Here is a 19,191-nt window from a genome sequence, read left to right on the forward strand (position 1 = left end):
AGGGAGAGCTCCGATGCACCATCCGTTACCTAAAGGTTTGCGAGTCAAATCTTTGTCCGTAACCCCACTGACAATGCTGTGCATGCTGATATCCGGCCTGGCGGTTGCCGACCCCCACTCATTCGATATCGCACCGCAACCCCTGGCAGGCGCACTGAACCGCCTGGCCGCTCAAAGCGGTTTACAGGTGATATTCGATGGCACGTTGGTATTGGGCAAGCACAGCCCTGGGGTCGTCGGTTCCAAAGAACCGGAGGCCGCATTGGCTGAACTGCTGCAAGGCAGCGGCTTGACCTGGCGGGCTACCGGTGGGAATAGCGTGATGCTGGAGAAAGCCCCTGAATCGAGCGGCCCCCTGCAATTGGGGGCAACGGCAATCGTCGGTCAGGAACTGGGCGAAATGACCGAGAACACCGGTTCCTACACCACCGGGGCCATGCAGACTGCCACCAAGCTGCCCTTGACCTTGCGCGAAACACCGCAGTCGGTCAGCGTGGTCACGCGCAAGCGCATGGACGACAAGGCCATGACCAGCATCAGCGATGTCGCCAAAAGTGCGCCGGGGATTTTTCTCAATAACTCCGGCGGGGCTGGCCGGCCGACGTTCAGTGCGCGCGGCTTCGACATCGACAACATCATGTACGACGGTTTTCCCACCAGCTTCCTGACCTACCTGCCCAGCGGAGAAGCCAACCTGGCCATGTATGACCGGGTCGAGATCGTTCGTGGCGCCAGCGGACTGGCCCAGGGCGCGGGCAACCCTGCTGGCGCCATCAACCTGGTGCGCAAGCGCCCGACCCATAAATTCCAGGCCACGCTCACCGGCAGTGCCGGCAGTTGGGATGATTACTCCGGCACCCTGGATGTCGGCGGCCCACTCAATGAAAACGGCACACTGCGCGCCCGCACCGTGGTCTCGCGGCAAGACGCCAAAAGCTTCCGAGACTCGGTGGAGAGTGATGCCGATCTGTTCTACGGCGTGGTCGACGCCGACCTGAGCGATGACTCCACCCTGACACTCGGGGCTTACCGGCAGAAGAACCACACCAACTACATTTGGGGCGGATTGCCCATGGCACGTGGCGGCGGTCATCTGGGGCTGCCACGCGACACCTTCCTGGGGCATGACTGGGAATACTCGGACAATCGCACCACTGGCTATTTCGCGACCCTGGAGCAAGGCTTGGCCAACGACTGGAAGCTGCGCCTGGCAGCCATGCAGTCCAAGACCGACACCGACGTGCTGGCCTCTTCGGTGTGGGATTACGATCGCCACTATCTATGGACAGAAGCCATGGAGCAGAAGGAGACCGGCTACGACCTGGCACTCAGCGGCCCCTTCCAGGTGCTCGGGCAAGAGCATGACCTGACGGTCGGCCTCAGTCGGCGCGAGCTGGATTATCGTTCCGGTAAGGCCTGGAGCGCGTTCATCGACACGGGCAGCAATCCCTTCGAGTGGGACCCTCGGGGTCACGCCAAACCCGATTACGTCAGGGGCGACAACGGCCTGCCAGAGACCACCACTCAAGACAGTTTCTATGCCAGCACCCGCCTGCGTTTGACCGAGCCACTGTCGCTGATTCTCGGCAGCCGCCTGGACTGGTACGCGTTCGAAGACAGCGCCAACAGTGAAGGCAATTACAAGGTTACGCGTAATCTGACCCGCTACGCCGGCCTGGTCTACGATCTGGACGCCAATCACTCGGTCTATGTCAGCTACACCGATATCTTCAAGCCCCAGAGCAACAAAGGCCTCGACCGAAAAGTGATCGCACCGATAGTGGGCGAGAACTACGAAGTGGGCATCAAGGGCGAATATTTTGATGGCGCGCTGAACGCCAGCATGGCGGTTTTCCAGGTCGATCAGAAGAATCGCGCCCAGGACCTGCCCGATTTCAAAGGCTGCGGTTCGGGCCCCGCCAGTGAATGCTCTGAGGCTGCCGGCCTGGTGCGCAGCAAGGGCATTGACCTGGAAATCCAGGGCGCCCTGACCGACGACTTGCAATTGTCCGCCGGTTACACCTACACCCAGACGAAATACGTCAACGACGCCAACGCCGCCCGCGAGGGCGAGGACTTCGACCGCGCTAAACCGCGCCAACTGTTCAAGCTGTCGACAATCTACAGCCTGCCCGGTGAGCTGCAGCGCTGGCGCGTTGGCGGTGATGTCTACCAGCAGAGCCGCATCCGCACCTCGGGCGGCACCGGCGCCACTGCCTGGAAAAACCAGCAGGGCTCGTACACGGTGGTCGGCCTGGTGGCAGGGTACAAGGCCAGTGAGCAACTGGACCTGCAACTCAACCTCAACAACCTGTTTGACCGCACCTACTACAGCAGCGTAGCCAATGGCGGCTATACCCCGTACGACATCTACGGCGCCCCCCGTAATGTGAAACTGACCGCCCGCTACAGCTTCTAAACAGCCGTTTGTCGCCAGATCCAGGGAAGGATCCGGCCGTGGCCCGGCCGGTATAAAAACGCTTGTGACCTCATCCTCCGGTGGGGCATCAATGCCCTGTCTGTATATTCGAGTTCAGGTCGTGAGCCCCACGCCAGCAGCAGCCTGCAGACATGCAGGTTTTCTTGCCCGAGATTTATCTTGCAACCCTCCCGACAGGACGTCGCCCCGTGAAAAAGAAGCATGACCATCCCCTTTTCAAACCCCGTCGCCCCACCGCTACCCTGACACCGAAAAAGCCCCGGTTCTCCTCCGGCACAGTCCTCTCGCTGGCGGCCGTGGTGATTTCCATTGCCGCCGCGTCGATTTCCTTCTGGCAGTTGGACCTGATGCGTGAGCACAACCGGCTGTCTGTCAGGCCGTATCTGATGGTCACCCCCCACCTGACCGCAGAAAAAGCAGGCCTGTATCTTTCCAACGAAGGTATCGGGCCCGGCATCATCACCTCATTCAAAATCCGGGTGGGTGGTGAACAATTCGACGGTCTGGGTGACAGTCGTTGGCCAGCCGTGTTGAAAAAAGCCCGGCTAAAACCCGAGTGCTTCTCCAAAGGCTGGCCCACCGAGGGTGCGGCTGTCAGGCCCGGCAATGAGATAGCCATCCTATCGCCGACCAAGAGCACACAATTTGGGGGCTATTGCCTGTTTCAACTCAGTCTTTTCCTGCAAGAGAATGAAGTGTTTGCCGATATGGAATATGAATCGCTCTACAAGGAGCGCTTTACCTTTTCGGCCCCTGTGACGATCAATGAAGCGATGGATATAGGCGCCCTGAGCAAACTGCTGTCCGACTAACAGCACTGTTAGCTGGCCTGTCGATGAACACCCGCCAGGGCCTTGCCGACTCGCCACGAAAACCTAGCCGTTTTGCCAGTTACTTAAACGTTTTGTTCAAACTATCGTGTACCCGACCAATTTTTGATGGCAGGGCCGGAAATGGAATTCATCGAACAGACCCGCCAAGGCTATGCAGCCTTTCGCGGTTACCAGACGTGGTATCGCGTGACCGGCAACCTCAACAGCGGCAAGGCCCCACTGATCATCCTCCACGGCGGCCCCGGCGGTACCCATGACTATCTGGACGCCTTCAAGGACGTGGCAGCCAGTGGGCATGCGGTGATTCACTATGACCAACTGGGCAATGGCCACTCCACCCACCTGCCCCACCAGCCCGCAGATTTCTGGACGCTTGAGCTGTTTCTCGAAGAGCTGGACAACCTGCTCGACCATCTGCACATCCACAACCATTACGCGATTCTCGGGCACGCCTGGGGCGGCAGACTCGGCAGTGAACACGCGATTCGCCAACCCCGGGGCCTGTGCGCCTTTATCGCTGCCAACCTGGCGGCCGGCTTCGATGACCAGCCCCTGTGCCGGATCAACCCGTGGCCCGAAGAAGTGGCACGCACCTTCGCGCAGATGGCGGCCGACCCTACGGTGTACAACGCCTTGCATGGCCCCCTCGACATTGGCCGGTTGTCGCAGATCAAGGTGCCGACCCTGGTGATTTCCGGGCGCCACGACCAGGCCGCTTCCCTGGAATTCAAAGCGTTCCTCGATGAAATCGGCGATGTGCGCGGAGCGCTGTTTGAAGACTCCAGCCATATGCCCCATGTGGAGGAGCGTCAGCCGTGCATGGGCACAGTGGTGAAGTTTTTGGATGAGGTGTGCTCGCCAACGGTCTTCTAAACACCACAAATCCAATGTGGGAGCGGGCTTGCCCGCGATGGCGGAGTGTCAGTCAAATAGTGATCAACTGACCCACCGCTATCGCGGGCAAGCCCGCTCCCACACAAGCTCGCCACATTCAGTTTTTTGTGGCGTTACACCTCGCTGGTTTCAGCCCGCCCCGCCACCGTCGCTTTCTGCGGTGATGCATCCACCACCGGGATCTCCTTGCCCTCGGCATCAAATAATTTGCCCTTGCTGAAATAATCCCCGTCCCGCAGTGCCGCCACATCCTGGAAGCACAGGCTGCGCTCGGTGCCGGCGACGAACACCGATTGCTGGTCCGAGTTGCCGGCTGTGAAGTGGTTGAACGCCAGGTTCAACAGGATCGCCATGATCGCCGAGGAGCTGATCCCCGAGTGGAAGATGGTCGCAAACCAGCTGGGGAACTGATCGTAGAAGCTCGGCGCAGCGATGGGGATCATGCCGAAACCGATGGAGGTGGCAACAATGATCAGGTTCATGTTGTTACGGTAATCGACCTTGGACAGCGTGCGGATCCCACTGGCCGCCACGGTGCCGAACAATACGATCCCGGCGCCGCCCAGCACCGAAGTGGGCACTGCCGCAATCACTCGGCCCATAAAGGGCAGCAGGCCAAGGATCACCAGGAACAGACCACCCGTGGCCACCACATAGCGGCTCTTGACCCCGGTCACCGCCACCAGGCCGACGTTCTGCGCGAAGGCGCTTTGGGTGAACGAACCGAAGATCGGCGCAAACATGCTCGACAGCATGTCGGCACGCAGGCCGTTGCCCAGGCGTTTGGAGTCAACCTTGGTGTCGATGATCTCGCCCACCGCCAGAATATCCGCCGAGGTTTCCACCAGGGTCACCATGACCACGATGCACATGGACAGGATCGCGGCTACATGGAAGGTCGGCATGCCGAAGTGGAACGGCGTGGGGAAGCCGATCATCGGGCCCTGGGTCACGGTGGAGAAGTCCGCCATGCCGAGGAATACCGCGATCAATGTGCCAAACACCATCGCCAGCAGGATCGACAGGCGCGAGATGGTGGCGCTGCCCACCTTGCTCAACACCAGCACCAGCACCAGGGTGATGGCCGCCAGCCCGATGTTCGGCATGCTGCCAAAGTCAGCGGCGCGGCTGTTACCGCCCATGGCCCAACGGGCGGCGACCGGCATCAGCGTCAGGCCGATGGTGGTAATCACGATTCCGGTCACCAACGGCGGGAAGAACTTGATAATTCGCGAGAATATCGGGGTGATCAGCAACCCGATCAGCGACGCGGCCATCACCGCGCCCAGGATCGCCGGCACACCGCCCGCGCCGTCGCTGCCGACAATCGCCACCATGGTCGCCACACCGGCAAACGACACCCCTTGCACCAAGGGCAACTGACAGCCAAAAAACGGCAGGCCCAGGGTTTGCAACAGCGTAGCCAGGCCACCGGCAAACAGCGACGCGGCGATCAACAGGCCAATGTCGGCGGGGGATAACCCGGCTGCCTGGCCGACGATCAACGGCACGGCCACGATGCCGCCATACATGGTCAGTACATGCTGCAGGCCGTAAGCCATGTTGGCAGCGACGCCAAGATTCTCATCTTCTGGCCGTTGCGGTGACGCCTTCGGGATAGTCATGGTGAGGGGATCTCTGTTTTTGTTGTGCGCTCACTGTATGCAATAGAAAGATTGGATGTCCATAGAGTTGTATACAATCATTTCCACAAGATACCTGCTATCGACGTTACAAAAATCCATTCAGCCGCCCTGCCCAAAGGCCTCAAGCCGTGCCCACAAGGACCTGAAAAAAATGCTCAACCGCACGCTGCGTATCCACTCTGCGGCCATTTGCTACTTCGATATGGTCCGCCGCTGCCATTCGATCCGCGAAGCCGCGCGCCGGCTGAACGTGGCCTCGTCGGCAGTGAACCGGCAGATTCTCAAACTCGAAGACGAAGTCGGCGCGGCCCTGTTCGAGCGCCTGCCCGGTGGGCTGCGCCTGACTGCGGCCGGGGAAATCCTGACCCGCCATGTGACCCTGGTGTTGCAGGATGTGGAACGGGTGCGCGGCGAACTGGAAGGCCTGAACCAGGTACAGACCGGGCATGTAGAGATCGCCACGGTGGAAGGCGCGACAGTGGAGTTGCTGCCCGCCGTGCTCAAACGCATGCGCCAGCGCTACCCGGCGGTGACCATCGGTGTGACCGTGCAGGGCTCACAATCCATTCCGGCGGCGGTGATCAATGGCCAGGCAGACCTGGGGCTGGCCTTCGCCCTGCCGCGCAGCGCGGAAACCACGCAACTGTGTGTCGGCCATTTCCGCCTCGGGGCATTGGTAGCGCCGGGGCATCCACTGGCTTCCCATGCCAGCGTCAGCTACAGCCTGTGCGCCGAGCACGGGGTGATCCAGGCCAACAGCGAGCTGTCGATCCATCACCTGATCGCCCCGCTGCACAAGCGCTCGTCGGCCGCGCACAAGCCCTTGCTGCAAAGCAATTCCATGGAACTGGCGCGGCAGTTGGCGCGCCAGCAGTTGGGGGTGGCGTTCCAGACGCGCATCGGGATCGAGGCCGATTTGGCCAGGGGTGAGTTGCTGCACATTCCCTTGAGCGACCAGGGCGGGATGTTCAGCGACCTGGGGCTGTATGCGCGCAAAGGTCGGGATTTGCCCACGGCGGTCGAGTCGATGGCCCACCTGATCAGCGAGGAAATTGCTTTGCGTGAACGCGAAGAATTGCCCTGTACACCGCGTATTTCCTGACCTGCAGGCCAGCTTCAGTGCTGCCGATTCGGCAGCAGCCCAGTCGATATTCTGTTCTTTGAGCATCACGGCGGTTGTGTCGATACTGCGCCCGGCGGCCCCTGCACGGCTGCCACGAGCCAAACGCCAAAGGAACTAAAACAATGAAAAAGGCACTGCACGGCGCAACCGTATTACTCACACTCCTCGGCGGCGGGGAGGCTGTCGCGGTGGAATGGATGAACAACAGCGTAGGATTTCGCTACGGACAACAGTTCACCAATCCGAACAACCCCGACGAATTCAGCAAGCGCATCTACAGCTTCACCCATGCCAGTGGTTACCAGTACGGCAGCAACTTCCTCAACCTCGACGTCTTCCTGTCCGACAGCCGTGACCCGCGCAAGGGCACCGATCACGGCGGCAGCGAGGTGTATGCGGTCTACCGCCATCAGCTGTATGCGTCACGGGCCTTCGACAGGCCGCTGGGCACCGGGCTGATCAAGGATTACGCGCTGACCCTGGGGTTCGATGCCAACCGCAACAACAACCTGGCATCCGCGAAAAAACGCGCCCTGGTGCTCGGGCCGACCGTGAAGTTCAATACGGTCGGGGTGCTGGACCTGAGCCTGATGTACTACAAGGAAAACAACCATTCCGGCATCCCCGGTGCGAAGGATCCGAACCACACCTTCGACGACACCTACATGCTCAACCTGACCTGGATGCGCCCATTCGAACTCGGCAACCATGGCGCGAAGTTCCAGGGCTTTATCAACCATGTCGGTGACAAAGGCCATGACTACAACAGTCGCGACACCGCCGCAGAAACCCTGATGCGCACCGCGCTGATGGTCGCGGTACGGCCGGGCAAAAGCGTCAAGCCCAACCTGTACCTGGGGGTAGGCTACGAATACTGGCATAACAAGTTCGGGGTCGATGGCGGCCGTGGCAGCCGCACCTCGACACCGACATTGAATATGGAAGTGACCTTCTAGGCTAGGCCGGCGCCATCTGCGACTCATCCGCCTTGGTCCGCGCCAGCCAGTAACCCAGCACCGCCAGCGGCGCGGTCGCCAGCATCACGATCACCGTGACCAGCAACGGCTGCTCCAGCAAGGATGACACCAGCAGGCTGGCGACAAAGCACAAGCCCAGTTGCAGGGTGTTTTGCAGGGCGGCGGCCTTGCCGGAGTTTTCCGAAAACGGCATCAGCGCATTCGCCACCACAATCGGATAGCTGGCGCCGTTGACCAGGGCCATCAGGCAGAACGGAATCAGCAAGGTGGTCAACGTCGGCACCGTCAAGGTCGCGACCAGATACAACGCCACCATGCTCACGCAATAGGCCACCAGCAACCACGGCAACAGGAGTTTGCCCTGGAACCGTTGCAGGGCACTGCGGCAGCTGTAGCCGCCGACCAGAAACGCCAGGGTCGGCAGCACATAACTCAGGCCGATGTCATTGGGGCTGTAGCCCATGCCACCGAGAATAAACGGCGAGGCGGTGAGCCAGGCGAAGAAGCTGGCGGAGCACGCGGCGAAGATCATCACATTGCCGGTAAACACCCGCGACTTGAACAATTGCCCGTAACCCAGCCGCGACTGTTCGCCATCAGTGGCCAGGCGCTTGGGCATCGGTTTGAGGAACAGAGTCGGCAACAGCAGTAACAGCGAGACGACCAGCAACACGGCAAAGATCGCCTGCCAGCCCCAGTGATTCAACACCACCGCCCCCAACAACGGTGCCAGAGCCGGTGACAGGGACATTAGCGGCATGATACTGGCAAACACTCGGTGCGCCTTGTCGGCCGGGTACCGGTCAATCACCAGCGCCTGCCAACTGACTGCGGCGCTGCACACCCCAATCGACTGTACAAAACGCAACGCCAGCAGTTGCGGCGCGGTCTCGACCCAAAACATCCCCAGGCAGCCGAGCACAAACAGGCTCAGGCCGGCCAGCAGGATCGGCTTGCGCCCCAGGCGGTCCGACAGCGGCCCCCAGAGCAGTTGCCCCACGGCAAAACCGGCGAGGAAGATACTCAAGCTGGCCCCCACCGCACCGGGGGAAATTTGCAGGTGTTCGCCCATGGCGCCGAACGCGGGCAAGTACATATCCATGGCCAGATAGCCGAGCATGCTCAGCCCCGCCAGGTACCAGGTAAAACCAAAAGAGTTTTTCATTGAAGCCTTGTAAGTACTGCCATCAAACAATTTGCTGACTGGCACCTATTATGAAGCTGGCAGTTGCCCTGTGAAGCGATAATAATTGGACGCTCTTATCAATATTTTTGAAGGCAACCCCCATGTGGTCCGAATACTCCCTGGATGTGGTGGATGCCGTGGCCCGTCACGGTAGCTTCAGCGCTGCCGCCCAGGAACTGCACCGCGTACCCTCGGCCATCAGCTACACCGTGCGGCAAATCGAGGAATGGCTGGCAGTGCCGCTGTTTATCCGCCGCCACCGCGATGTAGAACTGACTCCCGCCGGTCGCCTGTTTATCGACGAAGCCCGTGGCGTGATGAAAACCATGCTCGGTACCCGCCGGCTGTGCCAGCAGGTGGCCAATGGCTGGAGCGGCCAGCTGAAGGTGGCGGTGGACTCCATCGTCAAACAGCAGCGTTGCCGGCAACTGGTGCTGGACTTCTATCGCCAGTTCCCGGAAGTGGAGCTGCTGCTGGAGTACGAGGTGTACAACGGGGTGTGGGACGCCCTGGCGGACGAGCGCACCGATATCGTGATCGGCGCCACCAGCGCGGTGCCGGTGGCCAGCCACTTCACGTTTCGCGATATGGGGCTATTGAACTGGCTGTGCGTGGTCAGCGCCCGGCATCCGCTGGCCCAGCTCGACGGTTTGCTCAGTGACGATCAACTGCGACCCTTTGCGTCGCTGTGCATGACCGACACTTCGCGCAACCTGCCCAAGCGCGACACCTGGACCCTGGATAACCAGCGGCGCCTGGTGGTCCCCAACTGGGCATCGGCCATGGATTGCCTGCAGGACGGGTTGTGCGTCGGCATGGTGCCGGCGCACCTGGTGCAGCCATTGATCGACAGCGGTGAACTGGCGGCCCTGCAACTGTCCCGGCCCTTCCCGGCCAGCCCATCCTGCGTGGCCTGGGCGCAGAACAAACTGTCACCCGCCATGGCCTGGCTCCTGGACTACCTGGGGGATAGCCAGACGCTGAACCAGGAGTGGCTGAACGGACCCGCTTCACAGTAACCGAGCGATGGCCCGCACAATCATCTCCACTTCCTTGCTGTCCAGGGTCAGGGGCGGCAGCAGGCGAATGACCTTGCCCCGCGTAACGTTGAGCAACACCCCCTGCTCGCGGGCGGCCCGTGCGGCCAGGTCGCGCTGCGGCGTGGCCAGTTCAATGCCGATCATCAGGCCACGACCACGGATCGCCAGCACCTGCGGATGCTCACTCAATTCCACTCGCAGCCGCGCCAGCAGCCGCTCGCCCTGGCGTGCGGCGTTCTCCAGCAAACCTTGTTCCTCGATGATATCCAGCACCGTGCAGCCCACCCGGCACGCCAGCGGGTTACCGCCAAAGGTGCTGCCATGGCTGCCTGGGGTGAAGAGCTTGGCCACCGAGGTTCGGGCCAGGCAGGCGCCAATCGGAATGCCGTTGCCCAAGCCTTTGGCGAGGGTCATGACGTCCGGGACAATCCCCTCCTGCTGGAAGGCAAACCAGGTGCCGGTACGGCCAATGCCGGTCTGGATCTCATCGAGCATCAATAACCAACCGCGCTGGCTGCAGTGGGCGCGCAAGGCTTTCAGATAGCCCGGCGGGGCCGGTTGCACGCCACTTTCACCCTGGATCGGCTCCAGCAATACCGCGACTATCCGGGCGCCAAACTCACGGGTCACCGTGTCCAATGCCGTCAGGTCGCCAAAGCCGACCTTGATGAAATCCCCCGGCAAACGCTGGAACCCCAGGCGCACCGATGGCCCGTCACTGGCGGCCATGGTGCCCAGGGTGCGGCCGTGGAAGGCGTTCTCCATGACCACCACCAGCGGCTGCTCGATGCCTTTTTTCCAACCGTGCAGGCGCGCCAGTTTCAACGCGGTTTCATTGGCCTCGGCGCCAGAATTGTTGAAAAACGCCTGATCCAGGCCGGATAGCCGGGCCAAACGTTGGGCCAGCCTTTGCTGCCAGTCGATGCCGTACAAGTTGGAGGTATGCAACAGCAACCCGGCTTGCTCGCTGATTGCCGTCACCAGCCGCGGGTGGGAGTGACCGACATTGGTCACGGCAACCCCGGCCACCGCGTCAAGGTATTCACGGCCTTGCTGGTCCCACAGGCGGGTGCCCAAGCCACGGGCAAAGCTCAGGGCCAGGGGTTGATAGGTGGTCATCAGGCAAGCGGCGGTCATGGCATCGGGCTCCATCAAGGTCATGGCCTTAGTATCGTTAGCCACTCAAGCTGGATAAACTGCGCATACCTGCAATGACTTTAAATCAGGACTTGATAATGGACTTGTTCCAGGCAATGAGCGTCTACGTCAAAGTGGTAGAAACCGGCAGCATGACCGCAGCGGCCCAGGTCTGCGGCCTGTCTACGACCATGGTCGGCAACCACTTGCGCGCCCTGGAACAACGCCTCGGCGTCAGCCTGCTCAAGCGCACGACCCGCAAGCAAAGCCTGACCGAGTTCGGTGGCCTGTATTACCAGCGCTGCCTGGAAGTCCTGGGGCTGGTGGCCAACTCCGAGCAATTGGCGGAACAGGTCCACCGCGAGGCGCCCCAAGGGTTGCTGCGCATCACCGCACCGCCCGCGTTCGGGGCCGAGCGCCTGGCACCGGCGCTCAGTGAGTTTTCCCGCCGCTACCCGCTGATCCAGCTGTACGTGGTGTTGAGCAATCAAACGATGGACCTGATCGACAGTGGCTTCGACGTCGCGATCCGCCTGGGTGAGCTGCAACCTTCAAGCCTGATCGCCCGGCCCTTGCAGGACTACACCATGACCCTGTGCGCATCGCCGGATTATCTGGCGCGCCGGGGTACACCCCAGCAACCCATGGACTTGCAGAACCACGACTGCCTGGCGTTCGCCTACCCATCGACCGATGACTGGCGCAACGCCGACAAGCTCTGGCGCCTACGGGGGGCCGAGGGTGAAGTCGAAGTCGCCGTGTCCGGGCCCATGACCATCAACAGCTCCCAGGCCCTGCAGCGCGCGGCCGTCGAAGGCATGGGCATCGTGATGCTACCCGACGCCCTGGTGGCCGCCGACCTGCTGGCGGGCCGACTGGTGGCGCTACTGCCAAGCTATCAGTCACCTTCGCGCTCCATGCACCTTCTTTATGCACAGGACCGCTACCGCCTGCCCAAGCTGCGGGCCTTCGTCGACTTCGTGATCGAACAATGGGCGCGTTAGAAATTCACCCCCAGGGCCTTCAGCTCACCGCGAGTCTGCTCGGGTGATACATGATGAATACCCCGCCAGCCCACAGCACTGGCAGCGTGGGCGTTTTCAGCCACATCGTCGATAAACACCAGTTCTTCGGGGCGGATTTCCGGCAAATGGGCGCGCACCTGCTCAAGGCTGGCGCGGTAGATCGCAGGGTCGGGCTTGATCAGCTTTACCTCGCCGGACACCACGATATTGCGAAAGTACTTCAGGAAGGGGTAGTTGGCGCGAGCATAGGGGAAGGTTTCAGCGGACCAGTTGGTCAAGCCGAACAGCGGCACTTTGGCCTCATGCAGGTCTTCAAGAATCGCTACGCCGTCGGCGAGCGGGCCGCGCAGCATTTCATGCCAGCGGTCGTAGTAGGCCCGGATCAGGGCCTCATGTTGCGGGTGTTCGGCGATCAGGCTGTGGGTGGCTTCAGCCAAGGTGCGCCCAGCGTCCTGTTCGGTGTTCCAGGCCTGGGTACAGATGTTCTCGAGGAACCATTGGCGCTCCTCGTCACCGGTAATCAGTTTGCGGTACAGATGCTGCGGGCTCCAATCAAACAGGACACCGCCGAAATCAAAAACTACTGCACGAATCGTCATGAAGATCCTCCGTTAGCCGAGTGTGGTCACTGGAACACCCAGCATGAAGCAAATGTGGGAGCTGTCGAGTCCCGGCGAGGCTGCGATAGCGGCGGCACTGCAACATTATGTTGCCTGAACCACCGCTATCGCAGCCTCGCCGGGGCTCGACAGCTCCCACAAGGGTTTCGCTTAGTTTGTTAGAGCTTAAGCCTGAACCAGACCTTCAATCTTCACGGTCGGATTGACGTCCGCGTCGTAATCCACGCCATCAATCTCGAAACCGAACAGGCGCAGGAACTCTGCCTTGTAGCCGGCAAAATCGCTGATTTCGTTGACGTTGTCATCGGTCACCTGGTTCCACAGCGCCGCCACGGCGTCCTGGACTTTCGGCTCCAGCTCCGCCAGGTCGGCACGCAGGCGGCCATCGGCGTCAAGCTTCGGCTCGCTGCCGTACAGGCTGTCCTTGAACAGACCATAGACCTGCTCGATGCAGCCTTCGTGGGTGCCCTGCTCTTTCATCACCTTGAACAGCAGCGACAGATACAACGGCATGATCGGGATCGCCGAGCTGGCCTGGGTAACCACGGCCTTGAGCACCGAGACGCGGGCATCGCCCTTGAGTGCGGCGAGGTTGTCGCGCAGGGTCAGGACTTTCTTGTCGAGGTCTTTCTTGGCCTCGCCGATGGAGCCGTTCCAGTAGATATCCTGGGTCAGTTTTTCGCCCAGGTAGGTGAACGCGGTGGTCTTGGCGCCTTCGGCCAGCACGTCGGCGTCACGCAGGGCGTCGATCCACAGCTGCCAGTCTTCGCCGCCCATCACTTTGACGGTGCCGTCGATTTCTTCCTGGGTCGCCGGCTCCAGCGTGGTGTCGACCACAACGCCCTTGTCGGTGTTGATCCCGCGCAGGGTCACAGCCTTGCCGATCGGCTTGAGGGTGGAGTTGTGCACCACGCCCTGCGGATCAGTACGGCGCGGCGCGGCCAGGCTGTAGACCACCAGGTCGATCTTGCCAAGGTCTTTCTTGATGGTTTCGATGGTCAGGCGCTTGATCTCGTCAGAGAACGCATCGCCATTGATGCTCTTGGCGTACAGGCCTTTTTCGGCGGCAAACTTGTGGAAAGCGGCGCTGTTGTACCAGCCGGCAGAGCTGAGCTTGCCTTCTTCGCCTTCTTTTTCAAAAAACACCCCAAGGGTGTCGGCGCCACAACCAAACGCGGCACTGATACGCGCAGCCAGGCCGTAACCGGTGGACGCACCGAGCACCAGGACTTTCTTCGGGCCGCCTTCGATGGCACCGTGTTCGGTCACATAGTCGATCTGCTCTTTGACGTTCGCTTCGCAGCCAACAGGGTGGGCGGTCACACAGATAAAGCCACGAACCCGCGGTTTGATGATCATAAAATTTCTGCCTCTTCCAAGGTGCCGATGGCCAATGGTGACCATTACGGCGTCAATCGTACTGGTCTATGACGTCCGAAAAACCGAAGCGTCACGATAGTCGCAATTCTTCTGTTCGCAAAATCCAATCCACACCGGCCAAAGGCACTATATTTTTCCGACAAGGGCGCGAATTCAGCAAGTTCTGCGGCATGATGAGGCAGGACAGAGTTTGCGTCCTGCCTTCAGGGCAGGGAAAATGCCCGTCCTGTGCGACCGTATTCGGCGCTCGTCATCCTCAAGCCACTGGCTGTCCATCGCCCGGTGGCTGCGCTTTCAGGGAATAAGAATGCCTCAACGCCAAGTCATCAATGCCTCCGTCAGCCCCAAGGGCAGTCTCGAAACGCTGTCACAACGTGAAGTCCAGCAACTGAGCGAAGCCGGCTCCGGCAGCATCTATACGCTTTTCCGCCAGTGCGCCCTGGCCATCCTCAATACCGGCGCCCATATCGACAACGCCAAGACCATCCTCGACGCCTACAAGGACTTCGAAGTCCGCATCCATCAACAGGATCGCGGCGTGCGCCTGGAGCTGTTGAACGCGCCAGCCGACGCGTTCGTAGATGGCGAAATGATCGCCAGCACCCGGGAAATGCTGTTCAGCGCCCTGCGCGACATTGTCTACACCGAAAACGAACTCGATAGCCAACGCATCGACCTGAGCACCTCCCAGGGCATCACCGACTACGTGTTCCACCTGTTGCGCAACGCGCGTACCTTGCGCCCGGGTGTCGAGCCGAAGATCGTGGTGTGCTGGGGCGGGCACTCGATCAATACCGAAGAATACAAATACACCAAGAAAGTCGGGCACGAACTGGGCCTGCGCAGCCTCGACGTGTGCACCGGTTGCGGCCCGGGCGTGATGAAAGGCCCGATGAAGGGCGCGACCATTTCCCACGCCAAGCAACGCATCACCGGCGGGCGCTACCTGGGCCTCACCGAGCCGGGCATCATCGCCGCCGAAGCGCCAAACCCGATCGTCAACGAACTGGTGATCCTGCCGGATATCGAAAAACGCCTGGAAGCCTTCGTGCGTGTCGGGCACGGCATCATCATCTTCCCCGGCGGCGCCGGTACGGCTGAAGAGTTCCTGTACCTGCTGGGCATCCTGATGCACCCGGACAACCGGGACGTGCCCTTCCCGGTCATCCTCACCGGGCCCAAACAGGCAGCGCCGTACCTGCAACAGCTGCATGCGTTTGTCGGCGCGACCCTGGGGGAAGCGGCCCAGGCCCACTACCAGATCATTATTGATGACCCCGCCGAAGTCGCCCGGCAGATGACCGCGGGCCTGAAGGACGTCAAACAGTTCCGCCGCGAGCGCAACGACGCCTTCCACTTCAACTGGCTGCTGAAGATCGACGAAGGCTTCCAGCGTCCGTTCGACCCGACCCATGCCAACATGGCCAGCCTGCAGTTGAACCATGCCCTGCCGCCCCATGAACTGGCGGCCAACCTGCGCCGGGCGTTCTCGGGGATCGTGGCGGGTAACGTCAAGGACAAGGGCATCCGCATGATCGAACAGAACGGCCCGTACGAGATCCACGGCGACCCGACCATCATGAAGCCGCTGGATGAGCTGTTGAAGGCGTTTGTGGAGCAACACCGGATGAAACTGCCTGGCGGCGCGGCGTATGTGCCGTGCTATCGCGTGGTGCAATAAGGCAGATTGCCAGGTCATAGGTTGTATTGCTTTAGAGCCATCTGAGGGGTGTCGAGGGAGCGAAAGCGGACTAGGGTTTTATCTATTCCGACCACCGACACCTACCAGCAGAGCGACCTATGGACCAACGGATCTTGTCCTCCATTATTCCTTACCCTAAGGTAAGGAATATCCCGATGGAGATCTTCATTATGGCCACCGCCACACTCACCTCAAAAGGGCAAATCACCATCCCCGTTCAAGTCCGCAGCGCGTTGGGCCTGGACACCGGAGACCGGGTGGAGTTTGTCGAAATGGAAGATGGCAAGTTTGCCATTATCGCTGCCAACCACAGCATCCAGGACCTCAAGGGCCTGATCCGCAAGCCCGCCAAGGCCGCCAGCATTGAACAAATGAACCAGGCCATCGCCGCGCAGGGAGCGAAAGCGGGATGATTGGCCTGGATACCAATGTGCTGGTGCGCTATGTCACTCAGGACGATCCGGTTCAATCGGCCAAGGCCTCGAACCTGATCGAATCCCTGACCGTTGTTTCACCGGGCTTCGTCAGCCTGGTCTCGGTCGTGGAGCTGGTATGGGTATTACAGAGCTGCTACCAATGCACCAAGACGCAACTGGTGGCGGTTCTGGAAACCCTGCTGCGCACCCGTGAACTGATCATCGAAGATGCCGAACTCATCTGGCAGGCCGTGCGCCGATTTACCACGACCAAGGCTGACTTCGCCGACTGTTTGATCGAACGCTGTGCCCACGCTGCCGGGTGCGAATACACCGCCACCTTTGATATCGATGCCGCGAAAGCCGTCGGCATGCGTCGCCTGGGCTGAATCCTGGCGTTGCTGCAACGGACCTGCTTTGGTAAAACCTGTATTCCACTGCCCTTGAGAGACCGCCCAACGTGCGCACGCTTCTGCTCGCAGCCCTGCTCCTGACACCCACCCTCGCCCTGGCAGAAACCATCGCCTGGCCGGACCTTCCAGAGACCTGTTTCGTCAGCGGCCGTTCTGCCACCAACGACGATGTCGACAATGGCTGTGCGGCGTTTCTGATCAATGTGAAAGGCAAGGCGGCAGGCACGCCCATCAAGCTGGAAATCCCCCAATACGCCATGCACGTCGAAGCGGGCACAGGCAAGGAAACGCCGGTGATCATCATCCAGGCGGAAGAGAACGGTGAGATCAAGGCGGTTGGGTACAAGGAACTGGGAACGGAGCAATTGGGCGCGGCGTTGCTCAAGGAAGTGCGGCTACTGGGAACCAAAAAGCCGACCTGAAGAACCCTATCCAAGCGACCGGGGCATGATGTTTACGACGCACGCACCATCGCCTGCCTCTTCAAACGGACCAGAATCAGCCCAACCACCACCACCGCAATTCCCACATACGTCGACGTATAAATCACATCGCCAAACATGACTGCCGCCCAGACCAACGTCACGGGGGGTTCCAGATACACCAGCGCTGCGACGTGGGTAGCGGTCATGACCCGTAACAACATCCAGAGGCTCAGATACGCGACAAACGTAGAAAACACCGTCAGCCAAACGATCGAGACCAGTACGGCGCTGTCCCGGGGAATGCTGAACGTATCGGTGTAGAGCACGGCCGCAGTGAAGCCCATCAAGGTAATCAGCGACTGGATAAACAGTGACAGGCTCAAGGGGCTGCGATGAGTTTGTCTAAGCGTTGAGCGCCGTTCATATAACGTCGCCATCGTCAGCCCCAGTGCAGAGACAAGCGGCAGTAAATACATACCCAGTCCGAGCTCGGCAGCACTATTGCGGTACTGCCCCGCGATCACAATCGACACCCCGCAAAAACCAACCAGCAAACCCAGCCATTGCCACGCTCCGCTGCGCTCTGTCGTACTGCCCGATGAAAGTGCAGCGGTCATCAGCGGCTGAAGCGCAGCGATGATCGCCGCAATACCTGGCGGCAAACCATTTTGGATCGCCACATAGACACAACTCAAATAGAGAAACTGCGACAAAAAACCGATCACCGCATGGTGGCGAATTTGCTCCCAGGAAACCTTCAGCAGCGCGATATTCAAAAACAGCGCCAGACAGACTGAGACCAGCAAAAAACGCCAGAACAGCAAGTTGAACGCTCCCGCATCCTCGGCCCCCATCTTCGCTCCAATAAAACCGGAGCTCCAGGACAAGACAAACACTATCTGCAATAACAGTAACTTCAGCGTTCCCAAAGTCGTGCTCTTAGGCGACATCATTATTACCCCTGGATATCGCCAGTTCGGTAAAGGTAATAGGCTCAATGCCCAGTCGACGGTATTGCTCGTCAGCGGGCAATGCCAAGTCGCGCCTAAGCTGGAACCATGGCCGGATAGTCCTCAGTACACCGTCGTCGGATGCCAGGTGCCAGAACTTGTTCACATCGACTGAGCTGTAAGGACAATGAAATGAAAGGACCAACGACATACGCCTGCCGGCCGTGACCGGGCGAACACCATGAAACACACGGCTACCGTAAAGGTAGACCGCATCGCCACTGGCCCTGACTACGCTGGTACATACGTGTCCATCCAGGTTACTCACATCAAAAAGCTCGTTCCGCTGGTCAAAAAAAACGAACTCTCCACCTTCATACTCACCAGGGTCCGATAGCAGGATATTCAACACGAAACTGGTGCCGTCGGTATGCCACATGCCAATCTGGGCTTTATCCTCAGGGGCCTGGCGCGGGTAGAAATAGTTGACCTGTGAACGCGCCCGTAAAAATGGGTGGGGCACCAAAGGGACACCTGCAATCTGCGACACCGCCAACAAAAAAGCGCGACTACCCATCATCTCCCGAATAAGGGTCGAGGACTCAGTGGCGGCGCGGGTGCGATTGGAAATAATCCAGTCGCTGGTGGTAGAGCCCGCCTCCAACTGATAACAAGCTCGACGTAGTTGCGTGACGCCCTCTTCGGTGAATAGTCCCGCAACCTGTGCCACGGCTGTTAGTTGCTCAGCCGAAGCGACGCCCAACGGCGAGTTCACATAACCAAGCTCGGCAAGACTTTGGCGATGCCCGAATGCTGGAACACTGTTGCGTAAGTAGCTGTCACTCCAATGCTTAAAGGTATCGAGCAATGCCCCTGGATGCTTGCATCGTAACGATGCTGGAGAAAGCGACGCCTGCAACGCCAGTTTCAGCCGTCCTGCTCCCTGTACAAATACCGGAAGGTCACCGTCTCGTCTCATGGCTA

18 protein-coding genes are annotated in these 19,191 nt (G+C 60.2%); 11 read left to right on the forward strand and 7 right to left on the reverse strand.

The annotated features are described in order from the left end of the window. Positions 1-82: 82 nt before the first annotated feature. From HU773_RS19295 to HU773_RS19305, 3 genes are all read left to right on the forward strand, one after another. A complete protein-coding gene (locus HU773_RS19295) occupies positions 83-2,419 on the forward strand; it encodes a TonB-dependent siderophore receptor (RefSeq protein WP_225923811.1) in 2,337 nt (778 codons plus the stop codon). 209 nt (positions 2,420-2,628) lie between these two features. Continuing rightward, positions 2,629-3,252, forward strand: coding sequence for a hypothetical protein (locus HU773_RS19300; protein WP_128592905.1), 624 nt, complete (start codon positions 2,629-2,631; stop codon positions 3,250-3,252). Positions 3,253-3,393: 141 nt separating this feature from the next. Then, complete coding sequence (locus HU773_RS19305) at positions 3,394-4,146, forward strand: alpha/beta fold hydrolase (protein WP_186626188.1); 753 nt, start codon at positions 3,394-3,396, stop codon at positions 4,144-4,146. Between the two features lie 134 nt (positions 4,147-4,280). Here HU773_RS19305 and HU773_RS19310 read toward each other — a convergent pair whose 3' ends face one another. Beyond that, positions 4,281-5,792, reverse strand: a complete 1,512-nt coding sequence (locus HU773_RS19310) for a nucleobase:cation symporter-2 family protein (RefSeq protein WP_186626189.1) — start codon at positions 5,790-5,792, stop codon at positions 4,281-4,283. A gap of 172 nt (positions 5,793-5,964) precedes the next feature. Here HU773_RS19310 and HU773_RS19315 point away from each other — a divergent pair, with 172 nt between their 5' ends. Both HU773_RS19315 and HU773_RS19320 read left to right on the forward strand, forming a co-directional pair. Next, positions 5,965-6,915, forward strand: a complete 951-nt coding sequence (locus HU773_RS19315; protein WP_186626190.1) for a LysR family transcriptional regulator — start codon at positions 5,965-5,967, stop codon at positions 6,913-6,915. 143 nt (positions 6,916-7,058) lie between these two features. Next, positions 7,059-7,892 carry a nucleoside-binding protein gene (locus HU773_RS19320; RefSeq protein ID WP_186626191.1) on the forward strand — a complete coding sequence of 278 codons (834 nt, stop codon included), beginning with the start codon at positions 7,059-7,061 and terminating at the stop codon, positions 7,890-7,892. A 1-nt stretch (position 7,893) separates the two neighbouring features. Here HU773_RS19320 and punC read toward each other — a convergent pair whose 3' ends face one another. Continuing rightward, positions 7,894-9,078: a purine nucleoside transporter PunC gene (gene punC / locus HU773_RS19325; RefSeq protein ID WP_115128661.1), complete on the reverse strand. Its 1,185-nt coding sequence runs from the start codon at positions 9,076-9,078 to the stop codon at positions 7,894-7,896. Between the two features lie 122 nt (positions 9,079-9,200). Between punC and punR the strand changes: the two genes are divergently transcribed. Next, positions 9,201-10,118 (forward strand): DNA-binding transcriptional activator PunR, encoded by a 918-nt coding sequence (gene punR / locus HU773_RS19330; RefSeq protein WP_057438557.1) that lies wholly within the window; start codon positions 9,201-9,203, stop codon positions 10,116-10,118. On the opposite strand, the gene HU773_RS19335 is transcribed toward punR, so the two are convergent. Next, complete coding sequence (locus HU773_RS19335; RefSeq protein ID WP_186626198.1) at positions 10,110-11,276, reverse strand: aspartate aminotransferase family protein; 1,167 nt, start codon at positions 11,274-11,276, stop codon at positions 10,110-10,112. The two genes, punR and HU773_RS19335, sit on opposite strands and share 9 nt — an antisense overlap. Before the next feature lie 98 nt (positions 11,277-11,374). On the opposite strand from HU773_RS19335, the gene HU773_RS19340 reads away from it, so the two are divergent. Continuing rightward, positions 11,375-12,280, forward strand: coding sequence for a LysR family transcriptional regulator (locus HU773_RS19340; RefSeq protein WP_186626192.1), 906 nt, complete (start codon positions 11,375-11,377; stop codon positions 12,278-12,280). Here HU773_RS19340 and HU773_RS19345 read toward each other — a convergent pair. Continuing rightward, positions 12,277-12,900: an HAD family hydrolase gene (locus HU773_RS19345; RefSeq protein WP_186626193.1), complete on the reverse strand. Its 624-nt coding sequence runs from the start codon at positions 12,898-12,900 to the stop codon at positions 12,277-12,279. The genes HU773_RS19340 and HU773_RS19345 overlap by 4 nt on opposite strands. Positions 12,901-13,086: 186 nt before the next feature. Next, positions 13,087-14,280, reverse strand: coding sequence for an enoyl-ACP reductase FabV (gene fabV, locus HU773_RS19350; RefSeq protein ID WP_029293964.1), 1,194 nt, complete (start codon positions 14,278-14,280; stop codon positions 13,087-13,089). 328 nt (positions 14,281-14,608) lie between these two features. On the opposite strand from fabV, the gene ppnN reads away from it, so the two are divergent. The 4 genes from ppnN to HU773_RS19370 all read left to right on the forward strand — a co-directional run bounded on the left by ppnN (position 14,609) and on the right by HU773_RS19370 (position 17,254). Beyond that, the gene (ppnN, locus tag HU773_RS19355) at positions 14,609-15,982 is read left to right on the forward strand and encodes a nucleotide 5'-monophosphate nucleosidase PpnN (protein ID WP_057960275.1); all 1,374 of its coding nucleotides are present in this window, start codon (positions 14,609-14,611) and stop codon (positions 15,980-15,982) included. Positions 15,983-16,158: 176 nt separating this feature from the next. Continuing rightward, positions 16,159-16,416 carry an AbrB/MazE/SpoVT family DNA-binding domain-containing protein gene (locus HU773_RS19360; RefSeq protein ID WP_057960276.1) on the forward strand — a complete coding sequence of 86 codons (258 nt, stop codon included), beginning with the start codon at positions 16,159-16,161 and terminating at the stop codon, positions 16,414-16,416. Beyond that, the gene (locus tag HU773_RS19365) at positions 16,413-16,808 is read left to right on the forward strand and encodes a type II toxin-antitoxin system VapC family toxin (protein WP_057960277.1); all 396 of its coding nucleotides are present in this window, start codon (positions 16,413-16,415) and stop codon (positions 16,806-16,808) included. Before HU773_RS19360 ends, HU773_RS19365 begins: the two co-directional genes overlap by 4 nt. Positions 16,809-16,879: 71 nt before the next feature. Next, a complete protein-coding gene (locus HU773_RS19370; RefSeq protein WP_057960278.1) occupies positions 16,880-17,254 on the forward strand; it encodes a hypothetical protein in 375 nt (124 codons plus the stop codon). 32 nt (positions 17,255-17,286) lie between these two features. Here the strand turns inward: HU773_RS19370 and HU773_RS19375 are convergent, their stop codons facing one another. Both HU773_RS19375 and HU773_RS19380 read right to left on the reverse strand, forming a co-directional pair. Continuing rightward, positions 17,287-18,207 (reverse strand): DMT family transporter, encoded by a 921-nt coding sequence (locus tag HU773_RS19375; protein ID WP_057960364.1) that lies wholly within the window; start codon positions 18,205-18,207, stop codon positions 17,287-17,289. Next, positions 18,197-19,186 carry a 2OG-Fe(II) oxygenase family protein gene (locus HU773_RS19380; protein WP_186626194.1) on the reverse strand — a complete coding sequence of 330 codons (990 nt, stop codon included), beginning with the start codon at positions 19,184-19,186 and terminating at the stop codon, positions 18,197-18,199. Before HU773_RS19380 ends, HU773_RS19375 begins: the two co-directional genes overlap by 11 nt. Positions 19,187-19,191: the final 5 nt, after the last annotated feature.

The organism is Pseudomonas shahriarae (assembly GCF_014268455.2).
GTDB lineage: Bacteria > Pseudomonadota > Gammaproteobacteria > Pseudomonadales > Pseudomonadaceae > Aquipseudomonas > Aquipseudomonas shahriarae.